Origin of the sequence: Pectobacterium sp. PL64 (assembly GCF_022477975.1) — a bacterium.
GTDB lineage: Bacteria > Pseudomonadota > Gammaproteobacteria > Enterobacterales > Enterobacteriaceae > Pectobacterium > Pectobacterium jejuense.
On sequence record NZ_CP092070.1, the window covers coordinates 1,438,294 to 1,460,093 of the forward strand.

Sequence of the window (21,800 nt, forward strand, 5' to 3'; positions counted from 1 at the left end):
CCCATAAGTGCACAATGGCTTGTGAATATGTTTCACACAAGTTGGAGGGGTAGGACAAGGAGGATATGCTGCGTATAATACTGAGAACTGAACATAGAATCTGAGTACCTAAAATTGAAAGCTATTGATTTATTTGCCGGCGCAGGGGGATTTTCTCTTGCAGCACACAGAACTGGTATTGATGTTCAGGCTGCAATCGAGCTAGACAAGCTGGCCTCAGAAACCTATTACATGAACTTAGTAGAAAGTAATGAATCTCAAACTCAGGTTTTTTCTCAAGATATCAATGAGGTAGACATAGATTCTCTAATGAGATTTCAGGGCATAAAGGCTGGAGAACTAGACCTGATACTAGGAGGTCCACCTTGCCAAGGATTTTCGACACATCGGATCAATGATGCTGGCAAAGATGATCCTCGAAACGCATTGTTGCTTCGTTACTTTGATTTCGTAGAAAAGTTCAGGCCGAAGGTTTTTCTTGTTGAAAACGTTCCTGGTCTGCTTTGGCCTCGTCATGCTGAGTATCTGACTCAATTCTTTTCATTAACACACGAACATGGCTATCGGGTCATAGGTGAGAAACCTTTCATACTGAATGCAAGAGATTACGGTGTACCACAAAACAGGAAGCGGGCATTTATACTGGCGGTGAGGGCGGATATAGATGCTAGTGGCTTTGTCTGGCCTCCAGAACCGACCCATACCAAATCTGGTCCACAAGAATGGGTTACATCTTCTTGCGTGTTCGAACGTCCACCTGAGTCGGTTTTAATTGAATTCAAAGAACGTTTAGTAGAAAAGTTCAATGTGTCTAGAGAATTGGCAGAATACCGTATAAAGCAATTGCGATGGGGTTCACCGATTCTAAAAGATGATCCATGTAATGTTCATATGGAACACTCGGCTGAATTGCAGTTGTTGTTTAAAAATACACCTTTGCTGGGCGATAGAACCGAATCGGGAAGGCAACTTGCCTGCCATAAAAACTATAGTGGTCATTTGGATGTATATGGTCGGATTTATCCACATCTGCCTTCGAACACGATAACTACTGGTTGCAACAACCCCTCGAAGGGGAGGTTTGTCCATCCCTGGCTGCATCATGGTATTACGCTAAGACATGCAGCCCGTCTACAAACATTTCCTGATGACTATATTTTTCATGGGGGAACTATGGCAGTTGCTAAACAAATAGGTAATGCAGTTCCAGTAAAGTTAGGTGAAGCATTGCTTAAATCTATTATCAAGTTGCTGTCAGCGCAGCAGATTGAAGTTGATTCAGATGGATGTGGAAATATTGATTTTGATAAGGAATGCATTTGATGACTGATCATGTCACGTTTCAAACTAGAGCAAGGACTATTGACCACTTAGGGCGAGAACAAATCGCCGATTGCCCTACAGCAATTTCAGAATTGTGGAAGAATGCTTATGATGCTTATGCACGTGATGTAGTCCTTCACATATTTGATGGTGAACTCAATGTTTCAGCCATTGTAGATAATGGTCATGGCATGAACCGAAGTGAATTTGAGTCTAAATGGCTTGTGGTTGGTACTGAGTCCAAAACAAATGGGTTCAACATCCCTGAAGATGACCGTGATGGCTTACCGGAACGACCTAAACAAGGTCAAAAAGGAATAGGACGATTATCTTCCGCAGCTATTGGTCCATTACTTTTGCTGTTATCAAAAAGAAATAATAGCGATTATGTAGCCGCTCTTATAGATTGGCGTTTATTTGAAAATCCTTTTTTGTTTTTAAGTGATGTCCAAATACCGGTTAGAGACTTTAGCAACAAACATGAACTCATCGAGATTCTCCCTCTTTTGTTCGATCAGATGATGGGGAATGTATGGGGAGACTCTAATGATCTTGAGCGAACGAAAAGAATTGCGGCGGCATGGGATTCATTTAGCCGTCAAGAGAAAGAAGACGGGCTTGATGTTACGACTCAAAAGAAAATAGAACAGACCCTTATTCAAGATGTATTTAAAGAGAAGCATTTTAGTAAGTGGCCTGTATGGACAGGTGAGTCTTCGCATGGAACAGCGATGTTCATAGCTGATGTGCAATACGATTTGTACATACAACTTTCAAATGCTGCTCTTGACCAAACTGACGATGCGGAGAGAAGTACACGCGAACGCTTTTTCCAAACGCTTTCGAATTTTACTGATCCATTTTCTAGGGATGGCGAACCACTGATTAACGATTTTAACTACAGTGTAACTGGCTGGGTTAATGGATTGCCAAAAGTAATTATTGGAGAAAATCGCGAGTTTGACTTAAGTAGTTTAGAAGATATAGAGCATATTATTGAAGGGAGTGTTGATAATGATGGCTATTTTAAAGGACGAGTGAAAGTCTTTGGGGAATGGATAGAGGATTATGTAATCAAACCAAAGCAAGTATATAAAACTCGAAAAGATAGTGCTTTTGGGCCATTTCATTTACGTATTGGTGCATTTGAACTCAATATCAACAGTACATCGTTAAATGACTCACAGCATGCACACTTTCTTGAACAATCTGAAAGATATTCTGGGTTCAGAGTATATCGAGATGGATTACGAGTAATGCCGTATGGGCGTGCTGATAGTGATTATTTTTCAATAGAAGAACGCCGTTCAAAAAATGCTGGTAGATATTTTTGGTCCGGGCGCCGTATGTTTGGTCGTATTGCAATTACGCGTCACGATAACCCAAATTTAAAAGATAAAGCTGGTCGAGAAGGGTTTATTGAAAATCGAGCGTCTAAGATCTTCCGAGAGATTGTACAAAAAATATTGATTGATTCTGCTGATAAACATTTCGGAAGTTACTCTAAAGGAAGAGGGGATGCCTTAGAGGATATCAGGGAGAAGAAGAATTTACAAAAAGCTATAGAGGATCGCAACAAACTTCTTTCCAAAGAAAGAAAAAGAATACGCACTGCTATAAAAAACAATGCAGATTCCTTACATAGTTTAGCAGTAACAATTTTCGAGTTTAATCAAAACTTAGAAAGCAGAATCAATCTAAATTCAATCGATGACATTCAAGCCTTAAAGAAAGCTGTTGATGAGTTTGCCGAACGGATTCAAGCTTTTTCTCTAAGTCCAATACCTACGAATCTAGGCCGGTTAGAGGATGATTATCGTTCTTACAGAAAAGAAGAACTTCAATGTAGAGAAATGATAAAAGGTCTTACATATGTAATTAACCGAGCAATTGAAGAGTCAACCGATAAAAGTGATTACGAGAAAGCAAGCGAGGTTTACCGAAGCAAGCTGGCTAGCATCAATAGTGCTATAACAAGATATGCCTCTCGAGGCAAAGAAATGCTTGTGAAGCAACAAAGTGAGTTCGAGGAACTGGTTAAAGTTTGTCGTGAACAATATAAAAATGCTATGGAAGATAGCCTTGAAGATCTAAATCTTCAAAAAATATCGCTTGCATATGTACTTGAGAAGTTAGATGCAGAACACCAGAAAATAGAGATTGAAAATGGGCAGAAACTTTCGCCATATATAACTGCCTTAGAGCGAATTAATGAGCAGATAGATCTGGAAGGATTGGCAATCCACAGCATGAATGAGTCTGTAAAGTTTCAAGAGGAGATTACTAGACTTCATTCTTTAGCTCAACTTGGCATTACTGTAGAAATCATTGGACATGAGCTTGATGGGCTTGATCAAGAACTCACACATGCATTGAAAATGATGAGCAATACCGATCTGACTGACTTGCAGAGAAAAAATTTAGAGCTGGCACTTACGTATCATGAGTCATTAATTGATAAATTGAAGTTTCTTTCGCCATTGAAGCTTTCTGGCAAGAAAGAAATTCAAAGTATTACAGGTCATAGCATAAGCGAGTATATACGTGGTTATTTCTCTAAATATTTTGAAAATGGCAATATAACCTTTACATGCACTCCTGAGTTCAATAATTTTTCCATTATGGAATTACAGTCACGTATTTATCCGGTTTTCATAAACTTAATAAATAATTCAATTTATTGGGTGCAAAGGCAAAATAGAGTAGATAAAGAAATACTTCTATCCATCAAGGATGGTGAAGTAGTTGTTAGTGATAACGGCCCTGGTGTTGATGAGGATGATATAGATAGTCTATTTACTCTTTTCTTTACTCGGAAACAAAGAGGAGGGCGAGGGGTAGGTCTGTATCTCTGCAAGCAGAACCTTATGGCTGGTGGGCATAGTATACGCTATGAAACTAGACATGATTTCAAAATTCTTTGTGGTGCAAATTTCGCTCTAACTTTTAAAGGATTGATAAAATGACTGATACAGCAATAACATATTCTTCTTTAATAGAAGAAGCATTTATAAAAACCATAAGAAATGTTACAGTCATTGATGATGAATATCCAACTCTTTTATCATTAATAGAGCAACAATTCTCTAAAGCTGATAATCAGCCTGCTGGCGGAAATACAGCTACAGCTACAGCTACAGCTACCAATGCAAATGTAGATATTGATGTAAATATAGCTAGGCTGAAAAAAATCATTAGCATGTGTCATTCCCAATATCAGTGGGGGGTGGATGTCTTTAATGGGCAGTCGCCAAATATTGGGGGGGACAGCAAAGTTCCACCACATATACATCATAGTGATTTAATTATATTAGATTACCATCTGGATGGTGACACCGAGGACGATGGAACTAGAGCTCGAGAAATTATTAAATCTCTTGACCAAAACAATCATTACAATTCGATCTTGGTTCACACAAAAGGCTATGCTGGGGATATAAAGAATGTATTTGTTGAAATACTTTCTAATTTAGTTGTTATAGATGCCGATAATCCTTTTATCCCATCTGAAGATACGAATACTAGAATGAATGACTGGCTCGATGAGAATAATGATGGCATGGCTTATCCATGGGTCGGTGGTTCGATTGACTTCCTTTCAATACTCAGGGCTTACACATCTCATAACAGTGAGGCGCTTACAGATATACATAATGAACAACATGTTATGTATGGTTTTTTATCTCAGATCAATGAGATCTCTACAGAGGCAGGTATAGAAGTTAACGAGTTACTTAAATGGAAGTTTTATGATCTACTAAAAGATGCAGTAAAGTTTGAAAAACAGGTTGGTTCAGACTTAGTATGGGAATGGGATGATGAATCTAACTTTATAAGCACAGGGAAGACATTCATATCAGTAATAAGAAAAAGCTCAGACGATCCAGCCGAAGAGTTGGTAGGTTCATTACATGCGGCTTTGGTTAAGAGAAATGCTTCACCAATGCATCTCCTTATGGCTAAAATGCGTTATGAGTTAGATGAAAGAGGTATTGAGCAGGCTTGTAATATAATAAACAACCGACCAGCTCAAGCTGGATGGCTCTTTAATCTATTGGAACAAGCTGACAATGATTCAGCTCATGATAAAGCTATTAATCTACATTGGGAGCAGCTAGCGACAGCATCTCGTTTAGAGCTACGAGATTTTTCTAAAAGGCTTATTAAAGCTGCCAGCTGCACTACATCTTTAGAGAATAGGGATTTTGTCAAAGGTTTTTTTAGTGAGTGCATGGCAGATAAAGATAAGACCTTAGGGCTTTTAAACGCATATAGTTGCTCCATGTCAGTAAATAATAATCACTTAAGAACTGGCACCATATTGAAAATTGGAGATGATAAATGGGTTTGTGTTACCCCTGCGTGTGACATGGTTCCTGGCCAGAGGGTAAACCAATGGCAATCTCGCATAGGGGACACCTATTTAGCCTTTAAAGCTGTTAAGTTGGAAGCTGTCGCAATAAAGGAGGCGAACAAAAATGCTAACCGTAATGATTACCTTTTTCTGAATGAAAACAATACTCCCTTGGCATATTCTTTAGGAAAAGATAACATTGTCTGGGATACTTTTTTTGCAACTGAGCAGGGGTATTATAAAGAAGGGCAGTCAATTATTCTGTATGCTGCCAGAGAAGAAGAAAAGGAAAATATCAAAACATTGGTAATGAAAGATGTGAATGCAGTTGCAATTGCTGAATTACGATATGAATATGCATTAAATATCTTGCATAAATTTGGAGCATCTCAAACTCGAGTGGGACTTGATTTTCAGGATATTAGGAGTATGTGGGGCTAATTTGCTTTAATAGACAGAGGTGCTGACATCGCTTCGGCACTTCTATCATTAATCTACAGAATTCCCCCGGTGCAGGTTACTGTATAAATGCATCATATCGATGATATTAACGTCTGTGACGATTGAAATGAAGGTACCGTATTAGAAATTTACTTAATCTTTGTTTCGGTTGGCATAAATTGGCAATAAGTTCTTTGAGGAAATAGAAACCTTAGTGCATCACTACGACCATGGCTGGTATAATTAATATGAATCTTAAGCGTGAGTTTCATTTTATTCCTATTAAATCTCTATCTTGGTGATATATTCGCCATTTCGGTGTAAGCGCCCCGTTTTAGTTCCACGCACTTTTTGAGATTTCCGGGTTTTCAGCCATCAGCCGATATTCTTCCGGCGTCAGGTTATTCAGGGATTCATGAGGACGCACGCTGTTATATTCATGCAGCCAGCGATCCGTAATTTCCCTTACTTCATGCAGTGTTCTGAACAGGTAAAAATCCAGTATTTCTGTTTGGTACGTTCGGTTAAAACGTTCGATGTTCGATAAAGGCATTCTGTGTTGGCTTGCCCGGTTTAATAAATTCCAGTGCCACACCGTGCTCTTCAGCCCATTGTGCCAATGTCAGCGAGACCAGTTCCGGACCGTTATCCATCCGCATCTTTAGCGGATATCCTCGATTTGCCGCTATCCTGTCCAACACCCGAACAACGCGTTGTGCCGGGATATTCAGGTCAATTTCTATCGCCAGCACTTCACGATTAAAATCATCCACCACGTTGAACGTGCGAAAACGTCTGCCACACACCAGTGCATCATGCATAAAATCCACTAACCAGCTCTGATTCAGGTGTTCCGGCACCGCCAATGGTGCTGGATCACGCACTGGCAAACGTTGCTTTCCTTTACGACGAAAATTCAGTTTCAGTAAGCAATAAATACGATGAACGCGTTTGTGATTCCATGTATGCCCCTGCCTGCGTAGCTTCTGGAACAATTTCTTGAAGCCGTATCGCGGATAGCGTTCTGCCATTTCAGTCAGTGCCTGAATGACTGGCTCATCACGCCGGGTGTCAGGCTGATAAAAATAAACTGTCCTGCATGCCTGGTGGATGCTCATCGCAAACTGCGCGGTCAGATAACTGACGAGCTCACGCTTTATCGCTGGTTTTAAAGCTTTTTTCAATAACATCTTTGAGTGCGCGGCACTCCAGACTCAGATCGGCAAACATCTGTTTCAGCCGACGGTTTTCGTCCTCCAGATCTTTCATCTTTTTGATATCAGAGGCTTCCATACCGCCAAACTTCGCTTTCCAGTTGTAGTACGACGCCTCGGATATTCCCGCTTCGCGGCAAACGTCTTTGACGGTACGTCCGGCTTCAACGGACTTCAAAACGGCGATGATCTGGTGCTCGGTACATCGGGCTTTGCGCATAGCGATCTCCTCAACGGGACATAATCAGTATGTCGGAAGATCTCTAAAAGTGAATGGTTCGGTTTAGCGGGATACTTACACTGATGCTCAGATGCTAACAGCAGACATCCAAATTTTAAACAGTGAATAATTGTACTTTCGGTAAGCCTGCCAACACATCTTGTATTCATCTCGATGATGCGATGCGCTGCGGGTTGTTCCATTCTCCACTGCGGCCTGCGGTTTGCGCGGGGCTAAAGCCGCGCGCTTCAGCCATCGTGATGAGGCACTGATTTATCTACTGAAACTGGAAGCCGACACCGCCCCTTAATGTGCAGCGATCAAGCGTCTTTGATGCGCCACATACAATAGATAGAACCGGCGATCATCAGCAGCGCGAAGAAGAAGACGGCGTGATAGTTCCAGATTTCAGCAACAATCCCAGCCAGTGAGCCGGAGATGATCCAGCCAACGCGTGTGGTATTGGTAAACAGCGTGGTTGCCGCGCCTGCCTGTCCGGGCATCAAGTCCTGAAAGTAAAGCATGCCGATTCCTGCCAGAATACCGATGAAAATAGCGTTCAACGCTTGTAACGCTAGCAGCGCTATTTCGCCATCAAGAACCAGCAAGCCGCCGAAGAACAGCAAACCGGAAGCAACGGCAAGCCGCATCAGGAAACGTTTACCGAAGCGTTTAGCAACGTAGCCAGCAATCAGCATCACCGGAATTTCCAGCCCGGCGGCCACACCCATCATGATACCCGCCAGCTTTTCCGGCAGATGCAGCTCATGCACCAGATACAGCGGCATATTAATGAGGTAAATGCCATTGCAGGTCCACATCAAGGTACAGGCAACGAACAGCAAAAGCGTGTCCCGGCGGTTGCGGCGCGGCGATTCCAGCGTCGAGGTGGTCTTTTCCACGGCTTTGGGCATGGAAGGCAGGAAGAGTTTGACCAGAATGCCGCACAGGATAAAGACGACTGCGGCGGTCAGGTACATCGCCGTGAAGCCGAACCCTAGTGCCAGCGCAAAGGCGATGGGCGGGCCGACAACCCAGGCTAGAGAAATTTGTGCGCGAAGGATGGAGCTGAACATCGCCGCTTCACGACCGGTTTTATCCGCATGCTCCCGCGCTAGCGCAAAAAGCTGTGGGTTCGCGGTCGAGCCAAAGCTGCTCAGCAACACGCCTATAAAGAGCAGAATAAAGTAGTTACGGTTCCAGGCAAACAGCATGCAGGCCAGTGCGCCTAGCAGGCAGCAGACGAAAATCAGCGATTTGCGATCGCCCTGACGGTCCGACCGTGTGGCCAGCATTTGGCTGACGACAATACCGATAACGGCGCTGCCAGTATAAAACATCCCGACTAAGAAAGGACGAGCCTGTACTTCGCTGGAAAGAAAGAGGCTGAGCGTAGGCAGCTGTAGGGCGCCAGCCGTTCCAGTCAGGAAGGCAATAACTAAAAATGCTGACGATGTCAGGTCGAGCGGACGTCGCGTTGTGTTTGCAGGAGTGAACATAAATTGATGGCGCTTGGAAAATAGGCAGAGGCTGTCGAGCGCGACATACTACTCGGGTTTATAATGAAACAGAAATCTTGTTTCATTATTTTTCGTCAGCACGGCTTCAGCCTTTTGCGGATTTTTGTTGGCGGGCAGCGCGTCATCCACGGTAAAATGTGCGTGATGTCAAAATTCTGTTACGTCAGCAGCGTAGAAAGCTTGCATAAATGACGTAATAGAATGAGACTTTTGAAACGTTTCAGCGGAATTTTTTTTGAAACGCCCTAACAATCGACACATTTTTTTCTCATAAAAGCTGAAACGATTCAACTTTCAGCAAGAGAGGAGTGCCATGTTCCAGTTGTCACAGCAAGATATTCATTTGGGCGCAGCGGCCAGTACTAAGCAGGAAGCTATCCAGCTTGTTGCTTCAGCACTGACCGAGGCCGGGTGCGTTAACGCAGGGTATGTCGACGGCATGCTCCAGCGTGAACAGCAAACATCCACCTATTTGGGAAGCGGCATTGCTATCCCTCACGGCACAACCGATACCCGCGATCTGGTATTGAAGACCGGGGTTCAAGTATTTCAATTTCCTCAGGGTATTTCCTGGGGTGAAGATCAAACCGCCTACGTGGTGTTGGGGATTGCAGCCCGTTCTGATGAACACCTTGCGTTGCTGCGTCAGCTGACCCACGTCCTGAGCGACGATCGCGTGGCAGCACGTTTGGCAAGCACCACGTCAGCAGAAGAACTGCGTAGCCTGCTGATGGGCGAGCAGCAACTGGCGGAGTTCCGCTTTGATACCTCACTGATTGCGCTGGATGTGGCTACCGATAATCTGTTGACGCTTCAGGCGCTGAACGCCGGTCGTCTTCAGCAGATCGGTGCAGCAGACGCCAGCTTCGTCAGCACGGCAGTCAGCAACAAGCCGCTGAATCTGGGGCAAGGTGTGTGGTTCAGCGATAGCGCTGTCGGTAACCTCAGCAGCGCGGCTGCGGTGGCACGTCCGGCTACGCCTTTCAGCGTTGACGGCGAAAACGTGGCCTTATTGGTGACGGTAGCTGCGGCTGACGATCAGGCTTTTGCCCCGATCGATTACCTGAGCAACCTGCTGATTGCGCAAAAAGCGGAACGTCTGCTGACGGCTGACGCGCCGACGCTGCTGGCACTCTTGACCAGCGACGTACCAGAAGAAAGCGAAGTGCTGACGGCAGAGTTCACCATTCGCAACGAACACGGTCTGCACGCGCGTCCGGGCACCATGCTGGTGAACGTGATCAAGCAGTTCAGCAGTGACATCACCGTCACCAATCTGGATGGCACAGGCAAACCGGCAAATGGCCGCAGCCTGATGAAAGTCGTCGCGCTAGGCGTGAAGAAAGGTCACAAATTGCGTTTCACCGCGAGTGGTAGCGATGCAGAACAAGCACTGGCCGCTATTGGCGATGCGATTACGTCCGGTTTGGGCGAGGGGGCAGCATGAGCAGGAGAGTAGCCACAATCACCCTGAATCCAGCTTATGACCTGGTTGGCTATTGCCCAGAAGTTGAGAAAGGCGAAGTCAATCTGGTTCAGACAGCGGGTCTGCACGCCGCAGGCAAAGGTATTAACGTTGCCAAGGTGCTGAAAGATCTCGGGATTGATGTCACGGTAGGTGGCTTTCTGGGTAAAGACAATCAGGATGGTTTTCAGCAATTGTTCAGCGAACTGGGCATTGCCAACCGTTTCCAGGTTGTGCCAGGACGTACGCGTATTAATGTCAAATTAACCGAAAAAGATGGCGACGTAACCGACTTCAACTTTTCCGGTTTTGAAGTGACACAGCAGGATTGGCAGCGTTTCGTCAATGACTCGCTGAGCTGGCTGGGGCAGTTCGACATGGTCGCGGTGAGCGGCAGTCTGCCTGCTGGCGTCGATCCTGATGCGTTTACCGACTGGATGTCGCGTCTGCGCACGCAGTGTCCTTGCATTATTTTCGACAGCAGCCGTGAAGCGCTGGTGGCGGGACTGAAAGCCTCTCCTTGGTTGGTGAAACCAAACCGCCGGGAGCTGGAGATATGGGCTGGGCGTAAATTACCTACGCTGGCTGATGTGGTGGATGCCGCCCACGCGCTGCGTGAACAGGGTATCGCGCATGTTGTCATCTCACTGGGTGCGGAAGGCGCGCTGTGGGTGAATGCATCGGGTGCGTGGCTGGCAAAACCACCGGCTTGTGATGTGGTAAGTACGGTAGGTGCGGGCGACTCCATGGTTGGGGGGTTGATTTATGGCTTATTAATGCGTGAGTCCAGTGAGCACACTCTGCGTTTGGCTACGGCGGTTTCAGCGCTGGCCGTCAGCCAAAGTAATGTTGGTATTACCGATCGTCCTCAGTTGGCCGCAATGATGGCGCGTGTCGACCTCAAACCCTTTAACTGATACAGCAGGAGATAAACAATGAAAACGCTGCTGATTTTGGATAAATCACTGGGCCTGGCGAGAAGCCAACTGGTGAAGAACCTACTCGGCGCTGCCGCTGCGAAAGCAGGGGTGACGTTTACAGAACAGGTTAACGACGCTGAACTGGCGATCGTTCTGGGTGCATCCGCTGCGGCGGACAGCGCACTGAATGGCAAGCGGGTTTATGTCGGTGACATCGAACTGGCAGTTTCGCAGCCGGAAGCCTTTTTGGCGAAAGCACAGGCTGAAGCCACGGTCTATCAGGCCGCAGCGTCAGCGCCTGTTCAGCAGCCCGCCGCTGCCAAGCGTATTGTGGCGATAACGGCGTGCCCGACGGGCGTCGCGCACACGTTTATGGCAGCAGAAGCGATTGAAAGTGAAGCGAAAAAACGCGGCTGGTGGGTAAAAGTAGAAACGCGCGGCTCTGTTGGCGCGGGCAACGCGATTACCCCTGAAGAAGTGGAACAGGCCGATCTGGTGATCGTTGCTGCGGACATTGAAGTCGATCTGGCGAAATTTGCTGGTAAGAAGATGTATCGCACGTCAACCGGGTTGGCACTGAAGAAGACGGCGCAGGAGTTAGATAAAGCGCAGGCTGAAGCGAAAGTGTACCAGCCGTCTGGGCAAGCCAGTGCGTCAAGCGCTAGCGAATCTGGCCAGAAAGGCGGAGCAGGCCCGTATCGTCACCTGTTGACCGGCGTGTCTTACATGCTGCCGATGGTTGTCGCGGGTGGTTTGTGTATCGCACTGTCGTTTGTCTTTGGTATCGAAGCCTTTAAACAGGAAGGTACGCTGGCAGCGGCGCTGATGAAGATCGGCGGCGGTTCTGCCTTTGCGCTGATGGTGCCGGTGCTGGCGGGCTATATCGCGTTCTCCATTGCAGATCGTCCGGGCTTAACGCCAGGTCTGGTTGGCGGGATGTTGGCAGTGAGTACGGGAGCAGGCTTCCTCGGTGGGATCATTGCCGGTTTCCTTGCGGGCTATATTGCCAGAGCGATCAACAATAAACTGATTCTGCCGCAAAGTTTGACTGCGCTAAAACCGATCTTGATTATTCCGCTGTTTGCTACGTTGATCACCGGTCTTATCATGATTTACGTCGTTGGCACGCCAGTGGCGAAAATCCTGACTGGCCTGACAGGTTGGCTGCAATCCATGGGCACGGCGAATGCGGTGATTCTGGGTGCGATCCTGGGTGCGATGATGTGTACGGATATGGGCGGGCCAGTTAACAAAGTGGCTTACGTCTTCGGTACGACCTTACTCAGTAGCCAGATTTACGCACCGATGGCCGCCGTTATGGCAGCCGGTATGGTGCCACCGTTGGCAATGGGTCTGGCGACTGTGCTGGCAAGCAAAAAATTCAACCCGACCGAGCGTGAAGGGGGCAAAGCGGCGTTTGTACTGGGCCTGTGCTTTATCTCCGAAGGGGCGATTCCTTACGCGGCGCGTGATCCAATGCGCGTTCTGCCTTGCTGCATCATCGGTGGGGCACTGACGGGTGCGCTGTCAATGGCGGTGGGCGCTAAGTTGATGGCACCACACGGCGGTCTGTTCGTGCTGTTGATTCCTGGCGCGATTACCCCGGTTATCGGCTACCTGTTAGCGATCGTTGCAGGTACTGTCGTCGCTGGCGTGCTGTACGCACTGCTGAAACGCTCTGATGAACAGCTGGCGAAAGTTGCGTAAGTTTGATCATCGTCGTAAATAAAAAGTAATGCCATAACACAAGGATGTGGATGAGATAGCGCCAGTTGGTATTTGCCGACTGGCGCTTTTTTACGGGATAAAAACTAGCTAGCGCTGGGCTTCGGATTTGAGCCAGGCGATTTCGTCGGCCCAAATATCGGGGTTGATCGTTTCCAGAATCATCGGGATACCGTCAAAGCGAGCATCTTTCATGATATAGCTGAAAGCGGTTTTGCCGATATTGCCTTCTCCCAGACTATGGTGTCGGTCAACGCGACTAGCGAACGCGCTTTTGGCATCATTCAAATGCATTCCGCGCAGATAGCGAAACCCAACAATGCGATCGAATTCAGCGAAGGTGGCTTCGCAATCTGCTTCCGTCCGCAGATCGTAGCCACCAGCGAAGGCGTGGCAGGTATCGATACAGACGCCGACGCGGCTTTTATCTTCTACGCCATCGATGATGGCCGCCAGATGTTCAAAGCGGAAACCCAAATTACTGCCTTGCCCGGCGGTGTTTTCAATCACCGCGGTGACGCCGTCCGTTTCCGCCAGTGCGATGTTGATGGACTCGGCGATACGTGCCAGACAGTCATCTTCCTCAATCTGCTTTAGATGGCTGCCGGGGTGAAAATTCAGCAGGCTTAGCCCAAGCTGCTGGCAGCGGGACATTTCATCAATAAACGCGAGGCGTGACTTATCCAGCGCCTCGGCGTCCGGGTGACCTAGATTAATCAGATAGCTATCGTGGGGCAGAATCTGTGCTGACGTATACGCGTATTGCTCACAGGCGGTTTTAAAACGCTCGATGACCTCGGCGCTGAGCGGTGCAGCCTGCCATTGGCGCTGGTTCTTGGTAAATAAAGCGAAGGCCGTCGCCTTTATCTCATGTGCGCGAATCACGGCCTGATCGACCCCGCCAGATGCGCTAACGTGCGCCCCGATGTATTTCATGTTGGTCTCCTTTGGTAACGGAGACATTATGGCATCGACCTGCATACCCGTCATACTTCAAGTTGCATGTGCGAAATGCTCGAAGAACAGATTGATGCCCGCACCGCCAACGACCAGCCAGAGAAACAGAACGAGTGCCAGCAGCAGCGGTTTTGCTCCGGCCTGACGGATGGCGCTGAATCGGGTTGTGAGCCCCAGCGCAACCATCGCCATGGTCAAGAGTACATTATCGAGCTGTACCAGCTGTGTGACGAGTGCAGGAGAAAGTAGCTGGAAGGAATTGAAGGCAGCTACGGCGATAAACCCCAGTGCAAACCACGGGAACATCAGTGGAATCGCGTCTTGCGCGTCACTTTTTTGCGCCGTTTTTTTCAGGTAAAACCCAAGAATGAGAAGGAAAGGGGCCAGCATCATCACGCGCAGCATCTTGCTGATGACGGCGATGTTTTCCGTCGCACCATCAACCGCATGTCCGGCTGCAACGACCTGAGCGACTTCGTGTATCGTTGAGCCGAAGTACAGACCGACGATCTGGGGTGTGACGTCAATCCAGTGATGTTCGAGATTGAGCTGATAGAGCCACGGATACAAAAACATCGCTGTCGTACCGAAAATCACCACGGTAGAAACGGAGACGGCAATCGCATTGCTGGACGCTTTGACAACGGGCGCGGTTGCTATGATCGCCGCCGCACCGCAGATGCTGCTGCCAGCGCCGATGAGCATCACGGTTTCATTGTCGAGTTTCAGCCAGCGCTTGCCGACCCAGCAGGCGAGTAAAAATGTCAGCGTGACAACGGTAAGATCGACCGCAACACCGGTAAAGCCAACGGCAGCAACCTGCTGAAAGCTTAGACGAAAACCATAAAGTATGATGCCCCAGCGAAGTAAATGCTGTTTGGCCCACTGCACGCCCGGATCGCACAGAGGATGAAGACGTGGATAAACGCTATTTCCCAGCACGATCCCAATCAAGATCGCCAATGTCAGCGAACCCGGTCCCCAGTGGGCGATTTTCGGAATATTTGCCAGCCAGAGGAGCGAAAAAGTTATTAAACTTACTAACAACAGGCCGGGTAATCGCGCTTTTGCTCCATCGGGCGGGGCTATCGTGTGTAATGTCGCAGGAAGAGCCATGGATTGGGTGCCTATTCTGACCGTACCGAAAATTGAGAAGCCAGCTTATAATCCACGAGATTAAAAGAGAAATTGATTATATATTTATAACCTATAAGTATTTCAGATAAAGAGCGCACTATGCATATCACGTTACGTCAACTGGAAGTCTTTGCCGAAGTCCTGAAAAGTGGTTCAACGACACAGGCCTCCGTTGTGCTTGCCCTGTCTCAATCGGCTGTCAGCGCGGCTCTGGCGGATTTAGAAGGGCAGTTGGGGGTTCAACTTTTCGACCGCGTGGGTAAACGTCTGGTGGTTAATGAGCATGGCCGCCTGCTGTATCCCAAAGCACTGGCACTGCTTGAACAGTCGATGGAAATTGAGCAACTGTTCCGACGTGATAATGGGGCGCTGCGGGTGTATGCCAGCAGCACCATTGGCAACTATTTATTGCCTGCGATGATTGCCCGCTATCGTCATGACTACCCCGATATTCCGCTGGAACTGCATGTTGGCAATACGAAAGATGTGATCACGCGCGTATCTGAATTCAGTGTCGACTTGGGCTTGATCGAAGGGCCTTGCCATCACCCTGATTTGATTACGCAGCCCTGGCTGGAAGATGAGCTGGTGGTGTTTTGCTCTCCCGAACATCCGCTCAGTCGAGGTTCTGTTTCATTAACCGCGCTGGCGGATGCGCACTGGATCCTGCGTGAACGTGGCTCAGGCACGCGCGAAGTGCTGGATCACCTGCTGTTGACGCACCTGTCACATTTTCATCTGGTGATGGAATTAGGTAATTCAGAGGCGATCAAACATGCGGTTCGCCACGGGATTGGCATCAGCTGCCTGTCGCGGCATGTCATTGCCGAGCAGCTGGCGTCAGGTTCGCTGGTGGAGCTGAAGGTGCCGCTGCCTAAACTTACGCGGACGCTGTATCTGGTTCATCACCGACAGAAACATCTTTCAAATGTGCTACAGCGTTTCTTGAGTTATTGCTGCGAAATGCCATAGCGAAAATATTTTCTGCTGCTAATAATCGGACGCGAGTTATTAACCTCTCTTATAACTCGACGATCTTAACTATTCAGCACAACGCTATTTGCTACAATCCCGCCTCGATTTTTAGCACGAGCATGCAGGATAACAATGGCTCAGCACGATATTCAACAAACTACACAGGGCGCACCGACCCTGCGCCGTGAACTGAAAGCACGGCATTTAACGATGATCGCCATTGGCGGATCGATTGGTACCGGATTATTTGTCGCGTCTGGTGCGACGGTTTCACAAGCTGGCCCAGGTGGCGCACTTCTGTCTTATGCCCTGATTGGGCTGATGGTTTACTTCCTGATGACCAGTCTGGGCGAACTGGCGGCGTTTATGCCGGTTTCCGGTTCGTTCTCCAGCTACGGTTCCCGCTATGTAGAAGAAGGGTTCGGCTTTGCGCTGGGCTGGAACTACTGGTACAACTGGGCGGTGACCATCGCGGTCGATCTGGTGGCGGCACAGCTGGTGATGGGATATTGGTTCCCCGATGTCTCCGGCTGGATCTGGAGCGCGCTGTTCCTCGCGCTGATGTTCCTGCTTAACTACATTTCCGTGAAAGGATTTGGCGAAGCGGAATATTGGTTCTCACTGATTAAAGTGGTCACGGTCGTCATTTTCATTGCCGTTGGCGTGATGATGATTACGGGCATCATGAGCGGCGCGGAAAATGCCGGATTCCACAACTGGGAAATTGGTGATGCGCCATTTGCTGGCGGCTTCTCTGCCATGATCGGTGTTGCCATGATCGTCGGCTTCTCTTTTCAGGGAACGGAACTGATCGGCGTGGCGGCTGGCGAATCTCAGGAGCCAAGCAAAAACATTCCGCGTGCCATCCGTCAGGTTTTCTGGCGCATTCTGTTGTTCTACATCTTCGCGATTCTGATTATCAGCTTAATCATTCCGTATACCGATCCGAACCTGCTGCGTAATGATGTAAAAGACATTACGGTAAGCCCGTTCACGCTGGTGTTTGAGAACGCAGGTCTGCTGTCTGCGGCGGCGGTCATGAATGCGGTTATCCTGACGGCGGTGCTGTCGGCGGGTAACTCCGGGATGTATGCCTCTACGCGTATGCTGTTTACGCTGGCATCGGAAGGTAAAGCGCCGCGCATTTTCGCCAGACTGTCAAAAGGCGGCGTGCCGCGTAATGCGCTGTACGCTACCACCGTGGTGGCGGCGCTGTGTTTCCTATCTTCTTTATACGGCAACCAAACGGTTTACCTGTGGCTGTTGAATACCTCCGGCATGACAGGCTTTATTGCCTGGCTGGGGATCGCGATCAGCCATTACCGTTTCCGCCGTGGCTATGTCATGCAAGGCCATGATCTGAGCCGCCTGCCTTATCAGTCGAGCTTCTTCCCGCTGGGGCCGATCTTTGCGTTTGTGCTCTGTCTGATCATTACGCTGGGGCAAAACTATCAGGCGTTTCTGGAAGATAAAATCGACTGGTATGGCGTGACGGCGACGTACATCGGTATTCCGCTGTTCCTGCTGATTTGGTTCGGCTATAAGCTGTGCCGTGGAACGCACTTCATCAAGTATCAAGAGATGATGTACCCCGATCATAAAGACTAAATCGTAAGAACGCGGTTAACGGGCGACTCCCTGACGGGGGTCGCCTTTTTTATTGGTTTTTTTCTGTTCTGCCGTTACGCCTCATGTCTTTCTTTACTCTCGCATGTTGATTTAAATCAAATTTATTCACATTGATTTTTTAGGGGTATTTTACATTAACGCGATTTAATGATTGAAAATAACGATTAATATATTGTTTATTAATGATTTTATATTAATTTCCATTTGTTTTTATTGAGTATGCAAATGATTTTAATTTTCATTTACAATTATTTCCCGATCATTACAATGTGTCCGACAAAAAAACTCAATGTAAAATATTCGTTCTGAGGACACAGACGCATGGCAATAAATATAAGAAAATCGATCGCATTGGCACTTGCTACAACCGTATCGACACCCGTTATCGCCGCACAGGACGATACGCTGGTTGTAACGGCTTCTGGCTATGAACAAAAAATCACTGAGGCGGCAGCGAGTATTTCCGTTGTCAGTCAGGATGAACTGACGAAGCGTAAATATAACGATCTTGGCGAAGCGCTCAGCGACGTGGAAGGCGTGGATGTGCGTAGTTCAACGGGCAAAACGGGCGGTCTGGACATCAGCATTCGCGGTATGCCAAGTGACTACACACTGATTCTGGTTGATGGTATTCGCCAGAATGGTTCATCGGACGTCACCCCGAATGGGTTTGGTACGATGAACACCAGCTTTATTCCCCCGCTGGCAGCGATCGAACGTATTGAAGTTATTCGTGGGCCGATGTCAACGCTATATGGCTCTGATGCGATGGGCGGTGTGGTCAATATCATCACCAAAAAAGCGTCGAAAGAGTGGGTTGGGAATATCACGCTGGATCATACCTTCCAGGAAGACAGAGACTATGGTGACGCTTCCAAGTTCTCGATTTATTCCAGCGGTGCGCTGATCGAAGACAAACTAGGGCTCGCCCTGCGCGGTAATATTTTACGCCGTGATGCGTCAGAGGTAAGTTCATCCTCGACTGGACAGGAACTCAGTACGCGCGGCCCGAATCCAGTTAAGTCAGATAATTATCTCCTCGGTGGCAAACTATCCTGGCTGTTAGATAGCCGCAATACACTGTGGCTCGATGGTGAAGTCTCCAACCAGAAATATGATAACAAGCAAGAACAGCTTGGCGCGCTGGGAGCGGGTGCCGCAACTCGGGGCGGTGGTTATGAAGATACACTGCGTTATGAGCGTCGCAAGATTACGCTGGGTAGCGATAATCAACTCGATTTTGGTACATGGAATTCAAGCTTGTCCTTCAACCAGACTGAAAATAAAGGACGTTTGATCCCTCGCTCTACGGTACCTGCGGGCTCAGCAACGGCAGGGCAAAAGCGCGAGCTTAAAAACACTAACTACATCCTTGATACGAAACTGGTGAGCCCGCTAGGAGACAGTCATTTACTGACGTTAGGTGGGCAATATTGGAATGCCGTCATGAAAGACGGGATTGTTCTGGCGAATACGGGCGAAAAATTCGAACAGAATTCGTGGTCACTTTTTGCTGAAGATGAATGGCGTATTGTTGATTCGCTCGCACTAACGACAGGTGCTCGTTATGAACATCATGAAGCATTTGGTGGCCATGTAAGCCCGCGTGCCTATTTAGTGTGGAATGCGCTGGATGAATTAACGATCAAAGGTGGGGTGAGCACTGGCTACAAGACGCCATCATTGGCTCGGTTACATAATGGGATCAGTGGCGTAACGGGTCAAGGAACGATCAATACGGTCGGTAATCCTAATCTGAAGCCAGAAGAAAGCGTGAATACGGAACTGGGTGCGTACTATGAGCATTTTAGCGGTTTCTCTACTAACGCTACGCTTTTCCATAACCGCTTCCGCAATAAGATCGATAGTTACGACATTGATACAGTAACGTCTAGCTATCGCAATATCGGTAAAGCTAACACGCAAGGTCTGGAACTGGGGTCGACGATCCCGCTCTGGTCGGATAACTGGACGCTGAATGTGAATTACACCTTTACCGACAGCGAACAGAAAGGTGGAGAAAATCCCGGTGCTCGCTTGACCAATACGCCTAAGCACATGGCAAATGCTCGTTTAAACTGGAATGTGAACGAGCAATTGACCACCTGGCTTAAAGCTGAATATCGGGGTAAGACGGCACGCTTTACGGAAAATTATTCCACGCTTGCCGCAGCGAACAATCAAGCAAACAGAGTCGTCTATGACAATCTTGGCTCGGATTTCAAATCGTTTACCGTCGTAAATCTGGGCGGCTCGTACAAGATTTCCAAAGATGTAACATTGAATGGGTCAGTCAATAACCTGCTAGATAAAGACTTCACTAAAACCTATGTTTTCCCAGTTGGTACGGGTACCACGACGGCTGGTGATTACTTTACGTCAAGTCAGGTGACTACGGGTTCCGTACTGCCAGGTCGTAACTACTGGATGTCAGTAAACATTAATTTCTGATAACCCTTCTTCCCCAAAGCGGGTTTCCATCCGTTTTGGGGAGCTAACCTGATACGCTCACAGATTCTTTCATCTACCTTTCAGATTCACGCCGTTTACGCAAATTCAGCCCATTCCTCACTGCACATTTATCCTTTCTATTTTGATTATGGCTTGCTGTTATATTTTTGTGATATTTCTGAATATCGACACTAACAATGTCGATGAGTGAAATTCATTATATTAAGTATTGTTAATTGCTTTAATGCTGACTACGCTTCACGTTACGGAGTGATGGATTTCCGATGAGGCAGGAAGTGTAACGTTATTAATACGTTCGTTGTCTTGTGTCATACAGAGAATTTAATTCATTATTTTTGTATGAGAATACCTGTCGTGATTGCCGACTGCGGAGCCCTTGATATCTGCAAACGGAAATCAGTGTATGAATAGCAACCAGGGCACGATGATGTTAAAAATTACCTTTTTGGATAAAGGCTCACTGCCTGAAACCATTTTCCTGAAAAAGACGAGTTTTAGGCGTCCACAGTGCCGCCATGAATGGATTGAATATAACTATACCTCGCCCGATCACGTTATCGCCCGAGCAAAAGACACCCACGTTATCATCACGAATAAAGCCCTATTAACGCGAGACACTTTGGCCGCGTTACCTGCGTTGAAGCTGATTGCTGTAACGGCAACGGGTACCGACAATATCGATCTTGTTGCTGCCAAAGAACTGGGCATCACAGTCAAAAATGTACCGGGCTACTCGACGCAAGCCGTATCCGAGCACGTGATTGCCATGATTTTTGCGCTAAAGCACAGCCTGATGGCGTGGTATCGCGATCAACTGGGTGACCGCTGGGCCAGCCAGTCGCAATTTGCTTATTTTGATCATCCGGTTAAGGACATCGCCGGTGCTACGCTGGGCATCATCGGTGCGGGTACGATTGGGCGGGAAGTCGCACGCCTGGCACAGGCGCTGGGGATGAAGGTGATTTTTGCCGAGCACCGAGGAGCCGCACAGTGTCGCGCGGGGTATCTGCCGTTTGAAGACGTTCTGCGATTGGCGAATGTGATTTCACTCAACTGCCCGCTCAATGAGAGCACTCAGCATCTGATTAATGCGGAGACGCTCGCACTGTGTAAGCCCACCGCGTTTATTATTAACACTGCCAGAGGCGGGCTGATTGATGAACACGCGCTGGCAGAAGCCTTGCAACAGCGCGTTATTGCCGGTGCGGCACTAGACTGCCTGACGCAGGAACCACCAGCAAAAGACAATCCATTGATGGTCGCAGCGAAAACCCTGCCTAATCTTCTGATTACTCCACATATCTCCTGGACGTCTGCCTCATCGCTGCAATTACTGATGGAAAAGACGATTGAAAATATTGATGAGTATGCTCAGCAGAACGGATACAAATAACCTGTAGTTTGATTTATCTGGATATAGTTTGATTTCGCCGGGTATGACGGAATAT

The 21,800-nt window shown here is 47.7% G+C and carries 13 protein-coding genes and 1 pseudogene; 10 read left to right on the forward strand and 4 right to left on the reverse strand.

All coding sequences use genetic code 11. The annotated features are described in order from the left end of the window. The first annotated feature begins 114 nt into the window (after positions 1 to 114). Genes HP572_RS06240 through HP572_RS06250 form a run of 3 tightly spaced genes read left to right on the forward strand, consistent with a single transcriptional unit; the run spans position 115 to position 6,118 of the window. On the forward strand, positions 115 to 1,323 hold the full coding sequence (locus tag HP572_RS06240) for a DNA cytosine methyltransferase (protein WP_240585097.1): 1,209 nt from the start codon (positions 115 to 117) through the stop codon (positions 1,321 to 1,323). After that, entirely contained in the window at positions 1,323 to 4,289 is a 2,967-nt protein-coding gene (locus HP572_RS06245) for an ATP-binding protein (protein ID WP_240585098.1), read from the forward strand. The genes HP572_RS06240 and HP572_RS06245 overlap by 1 nt, the downstream gene beginning before the upstream one ends. Next, on the forward strand, positions 4,286 to 6,118 hold the full coding sequence (locus HP572_RS06250) for a response regulator receiver domain (RefSeq protein ID WP_240585099.1): 1,833 nt from the start codon (positions 4,286 to 4,288) through the stop codon (positions 6,116 to 6,118). Before HP572_RS06245 ends, HP572_RS06250 begins: the two co-directional genes overlap by 4 nt. Before the next feature lie 334 nt (positions 6,119 to 6,452). Here the strand turns inward: HP572_RS06250 and HP572_RS06255 are convergent. Both HP572_RS06255 and setB read right to left on the reverse strand, forming a co-directional pair. Beyond that, a pseudogene (locus tag HP572_RS06255) lies at positions 6,453 to 7,552 on the reverse strand (IS3 family transposase). 320 nt (positions 7,553 to 7,872) lie between these two features. After that, positions 7,873 to 9,051, reverse strand: a complete 1,179-nt coding sequence (gene setB / locus HP572_RS06260) for a sugar efflux transporter SetB (protein ID WP_039501323.1) — start codon at positions 9,049 to 9,051, stop codon at positions 7,873 to 7,875. A gap of 334 nt (positions 9,052 to 9,385) precedes the next feature. On the opposite strand from setB, the gene fruB reads away from it, so the two are divergent. Genes fruB through fruA form a run of 3 tightly spaced genes read left to right on the forward strand, consistent with a single transcriptional unit; the run spans position 9,386 to position 13,164 of the window. Further along, complete coding sequence (fruB, locus tag HP572_RS06265) at positions 9,386 to 10,519, forward strand: fused PTS fructose transporter subunit IIA/HPr protein (RefSeq protein ID WP_119870457.1); 1,134 nt, start codon at positions 9,386 to 9,388, stop codon at positions 10,517 to 10,519. Continuing rightward, positions 10,516 to 11,454, forward strand: a complete 939-nt coding sequence (gene fruK / locus HP572_RS06270; protein ID WP_005967280.1) for a 1-phosphofructokinase — start codon at positions 10,516 to 10,518, stop codon at positions 11,452 to 11,454. The genes fruB and fruK overlap by 4 nt, the downstream gene beginning before the upstream one ends. Before the next feature lie 18 nt (positions 11,455 to 11,472). Continuing rightward, on the forward strand, positions 11,473 to 13,164 hold the full coding sequence (gene fruA / locus HP572_RS06275; protein WP_205550916.1) for a PTS fructose transporter subunit IIBC: 1,692 nt from the start codon (positions 11,473 to 11,475) through the stop codon (positions 13,162 to 13,164). Positions 13,165 to 13,272: 108 nt separating this feature from the next. Here the strand turns inward: fruA and nfo are convergent, their stop codons facing one another. Both nfo and HP572_RS06285 read right to left on the reverse strand, forming a co-directional pair. Continuing rightward, positions 13,273 to 14,118 carry a deoxyribonuclease IV gene (nfo, locus tag HP572_RS06280; protein ID WP_205550914.1) on the reverse strand — a complete coding sequence of 282 codons (846 nt, stop codon included), beginning with the start codon at positions 14,116 to 14,118 and terminating at the stop codon, positions 13,273 to 13,275. A gap of 57 nt (positions 14,119 to 14,175) precedes the next feature. Further along, entirely contained in the window at positions 14,176 to 15,255 is a 1,080-nt protein-coding gene (locus HP572_RS06285) for a YeiH family protein (RefSeq protein ID WP_240585100.1), read from the reverse strand. A 120-nt stretch (positions 15,256 to 15,375) separates the two neighbouring features. Here HP572_RS06285 and yieE point away from each other — a divergent pair, with 120 nt between their 5' ends. From yieE to HP572_RS06305, 4 genes are all read left to right on the forward strand, one after another. Further along, a complete protein-coding gene (gene yieE, locus HP572_RS06290; RefSeq protein WP_205550910.1) occupies positions 15,376 to 16,248 on the forward strand; it encodes a DNA-binding transcriptional regulator YeiE in 873 nt (290 codons plus the stop codon). A 135-nt stretch (positions 16,249 to 16,383) separates the two neighbouring features. After that, positions 16,384 to 17,859 (forward strand): amino acid permease, encoded by a 1,476-nt coding sequence (locus HP572_RS06295; protein ID WP_240585101.1) that lies wholly within the window; start codon positions 16,384 to 16,386, stop codon positions 17,857 to 17,859. 342 nt (positions 17,860 to 18,201) lie between these two features. Continuing rightward, positions 18,202 to 20,331, forward strand: a complete 2,130-nt coding sequence (locus tag HP572_RS06300) for a TonB-dependent receptor (protein WP_240585102.1) — start codon at positions 18,202 to 18,204, stop codon at positions 20,329 to 20,331. 424 nt (positions 20,332 to 20,755) lie between these two features. Then, positions 20,756 to 21,745: a 2-hydroxyacid dehydrogenase gene (locus HP572_RS06305; protein ID WP_240585103.1), complete on the forward strand. Its 990-nt coding sequence runs from the start codon at positions 20,756 to 20,758 to the stop codon at positions 21,743 to 21,745. The last annotated feature ends 55 nt before the right edge of the window (positions 21,746 to 21,800 follow it).

What these genes read in the sequence shown, in the direction of transcription:
- HP572_RS06245 (WP_240585098.1), top strand. Translation starts at nt 1,323, where the DNA reads ATGACTGATCATGTCACGTTTCAAACTAGAGCAAGGACTATTGACCAC.
- HP572_RS06250 (WP_240585099.1), top strand. Translation starts at nt 4,286, where the DNA reads ATGACTGATACAGCAATAACATATTCTTCTTTAATAGAAGAAGCATTT.
- setB (WP_039501323.1), bottom strand. Translation starts at nt 9,051, where the DNA reads ATGTTCACTCCTGCAAACACAACGCGACGTCCGCTCGACCTGACATCG.
- fruB (WP_119870457.1), top strand. Translation starts at nt 9,386, where the DNA reads ATGTTCCAGTTGTCACAGCAAGATATTCATTTGGGCGCAGCGGCCAGT.
- fruK (WP_005967280.1), top strand. Translation starts at nt 10,516, where the DNA reads ATGAGCAGGAGAGTAGCCACAATCACCCTGAATCCAGCTTATGACCTG.
- fruA (WP_205550916.1), top strand. Translation starts at nt 11,473, where the DNA reads ATGAAAACGCTGCTGATTTTGGATAAATCACTGGGCCTGGCGAGAAGC.
- nfo (WP_205550914.1), bottom strand. Translation starts at nt 14,118, where the DNA reads ATGAAATACATCGGGGCGCACGTTAGCGCATCTGGCGGGGTCGATCAG.
- HP572_RS06285 (WP_240585100.1), bottom strand. Translation starts at nt 15,255, where the DNA reads ATGGCTCTTCCTGCGACATTACACACGATAGCCCCGCCCGATGGAGCA.
- yieE (WP_205550910.1), top strand. Translation starts at nt 15,376, where the DNA reads ATGCATATCACGTTACGTCAACTGGAAGTCTTTGCCGAAGTCCTGAAA.
- HP572_RS06295 (WP_240585101.1), top strand. Translation starts at nt 16,384, where the DNA reads ATGGCTCAGCACGATATTCAACAAACTACACAGGGCGCACCGACCCTG.
- HP572_RS06300 (WP_240585102.1), top strand. Translation starts at nt 18,202, where the DNA reads ATGGCAATAAATATAAGAAAATCGATCGCATTGGCACTTGCTACAACC.
- HP572_RS06305 (WP_240585103.1), top strand. Translation starts at nt 20,756, where the DNA reads ATGAATAGCAACCAGGGCACGATGATGTTAAAAATTACCTTTTTGGAT.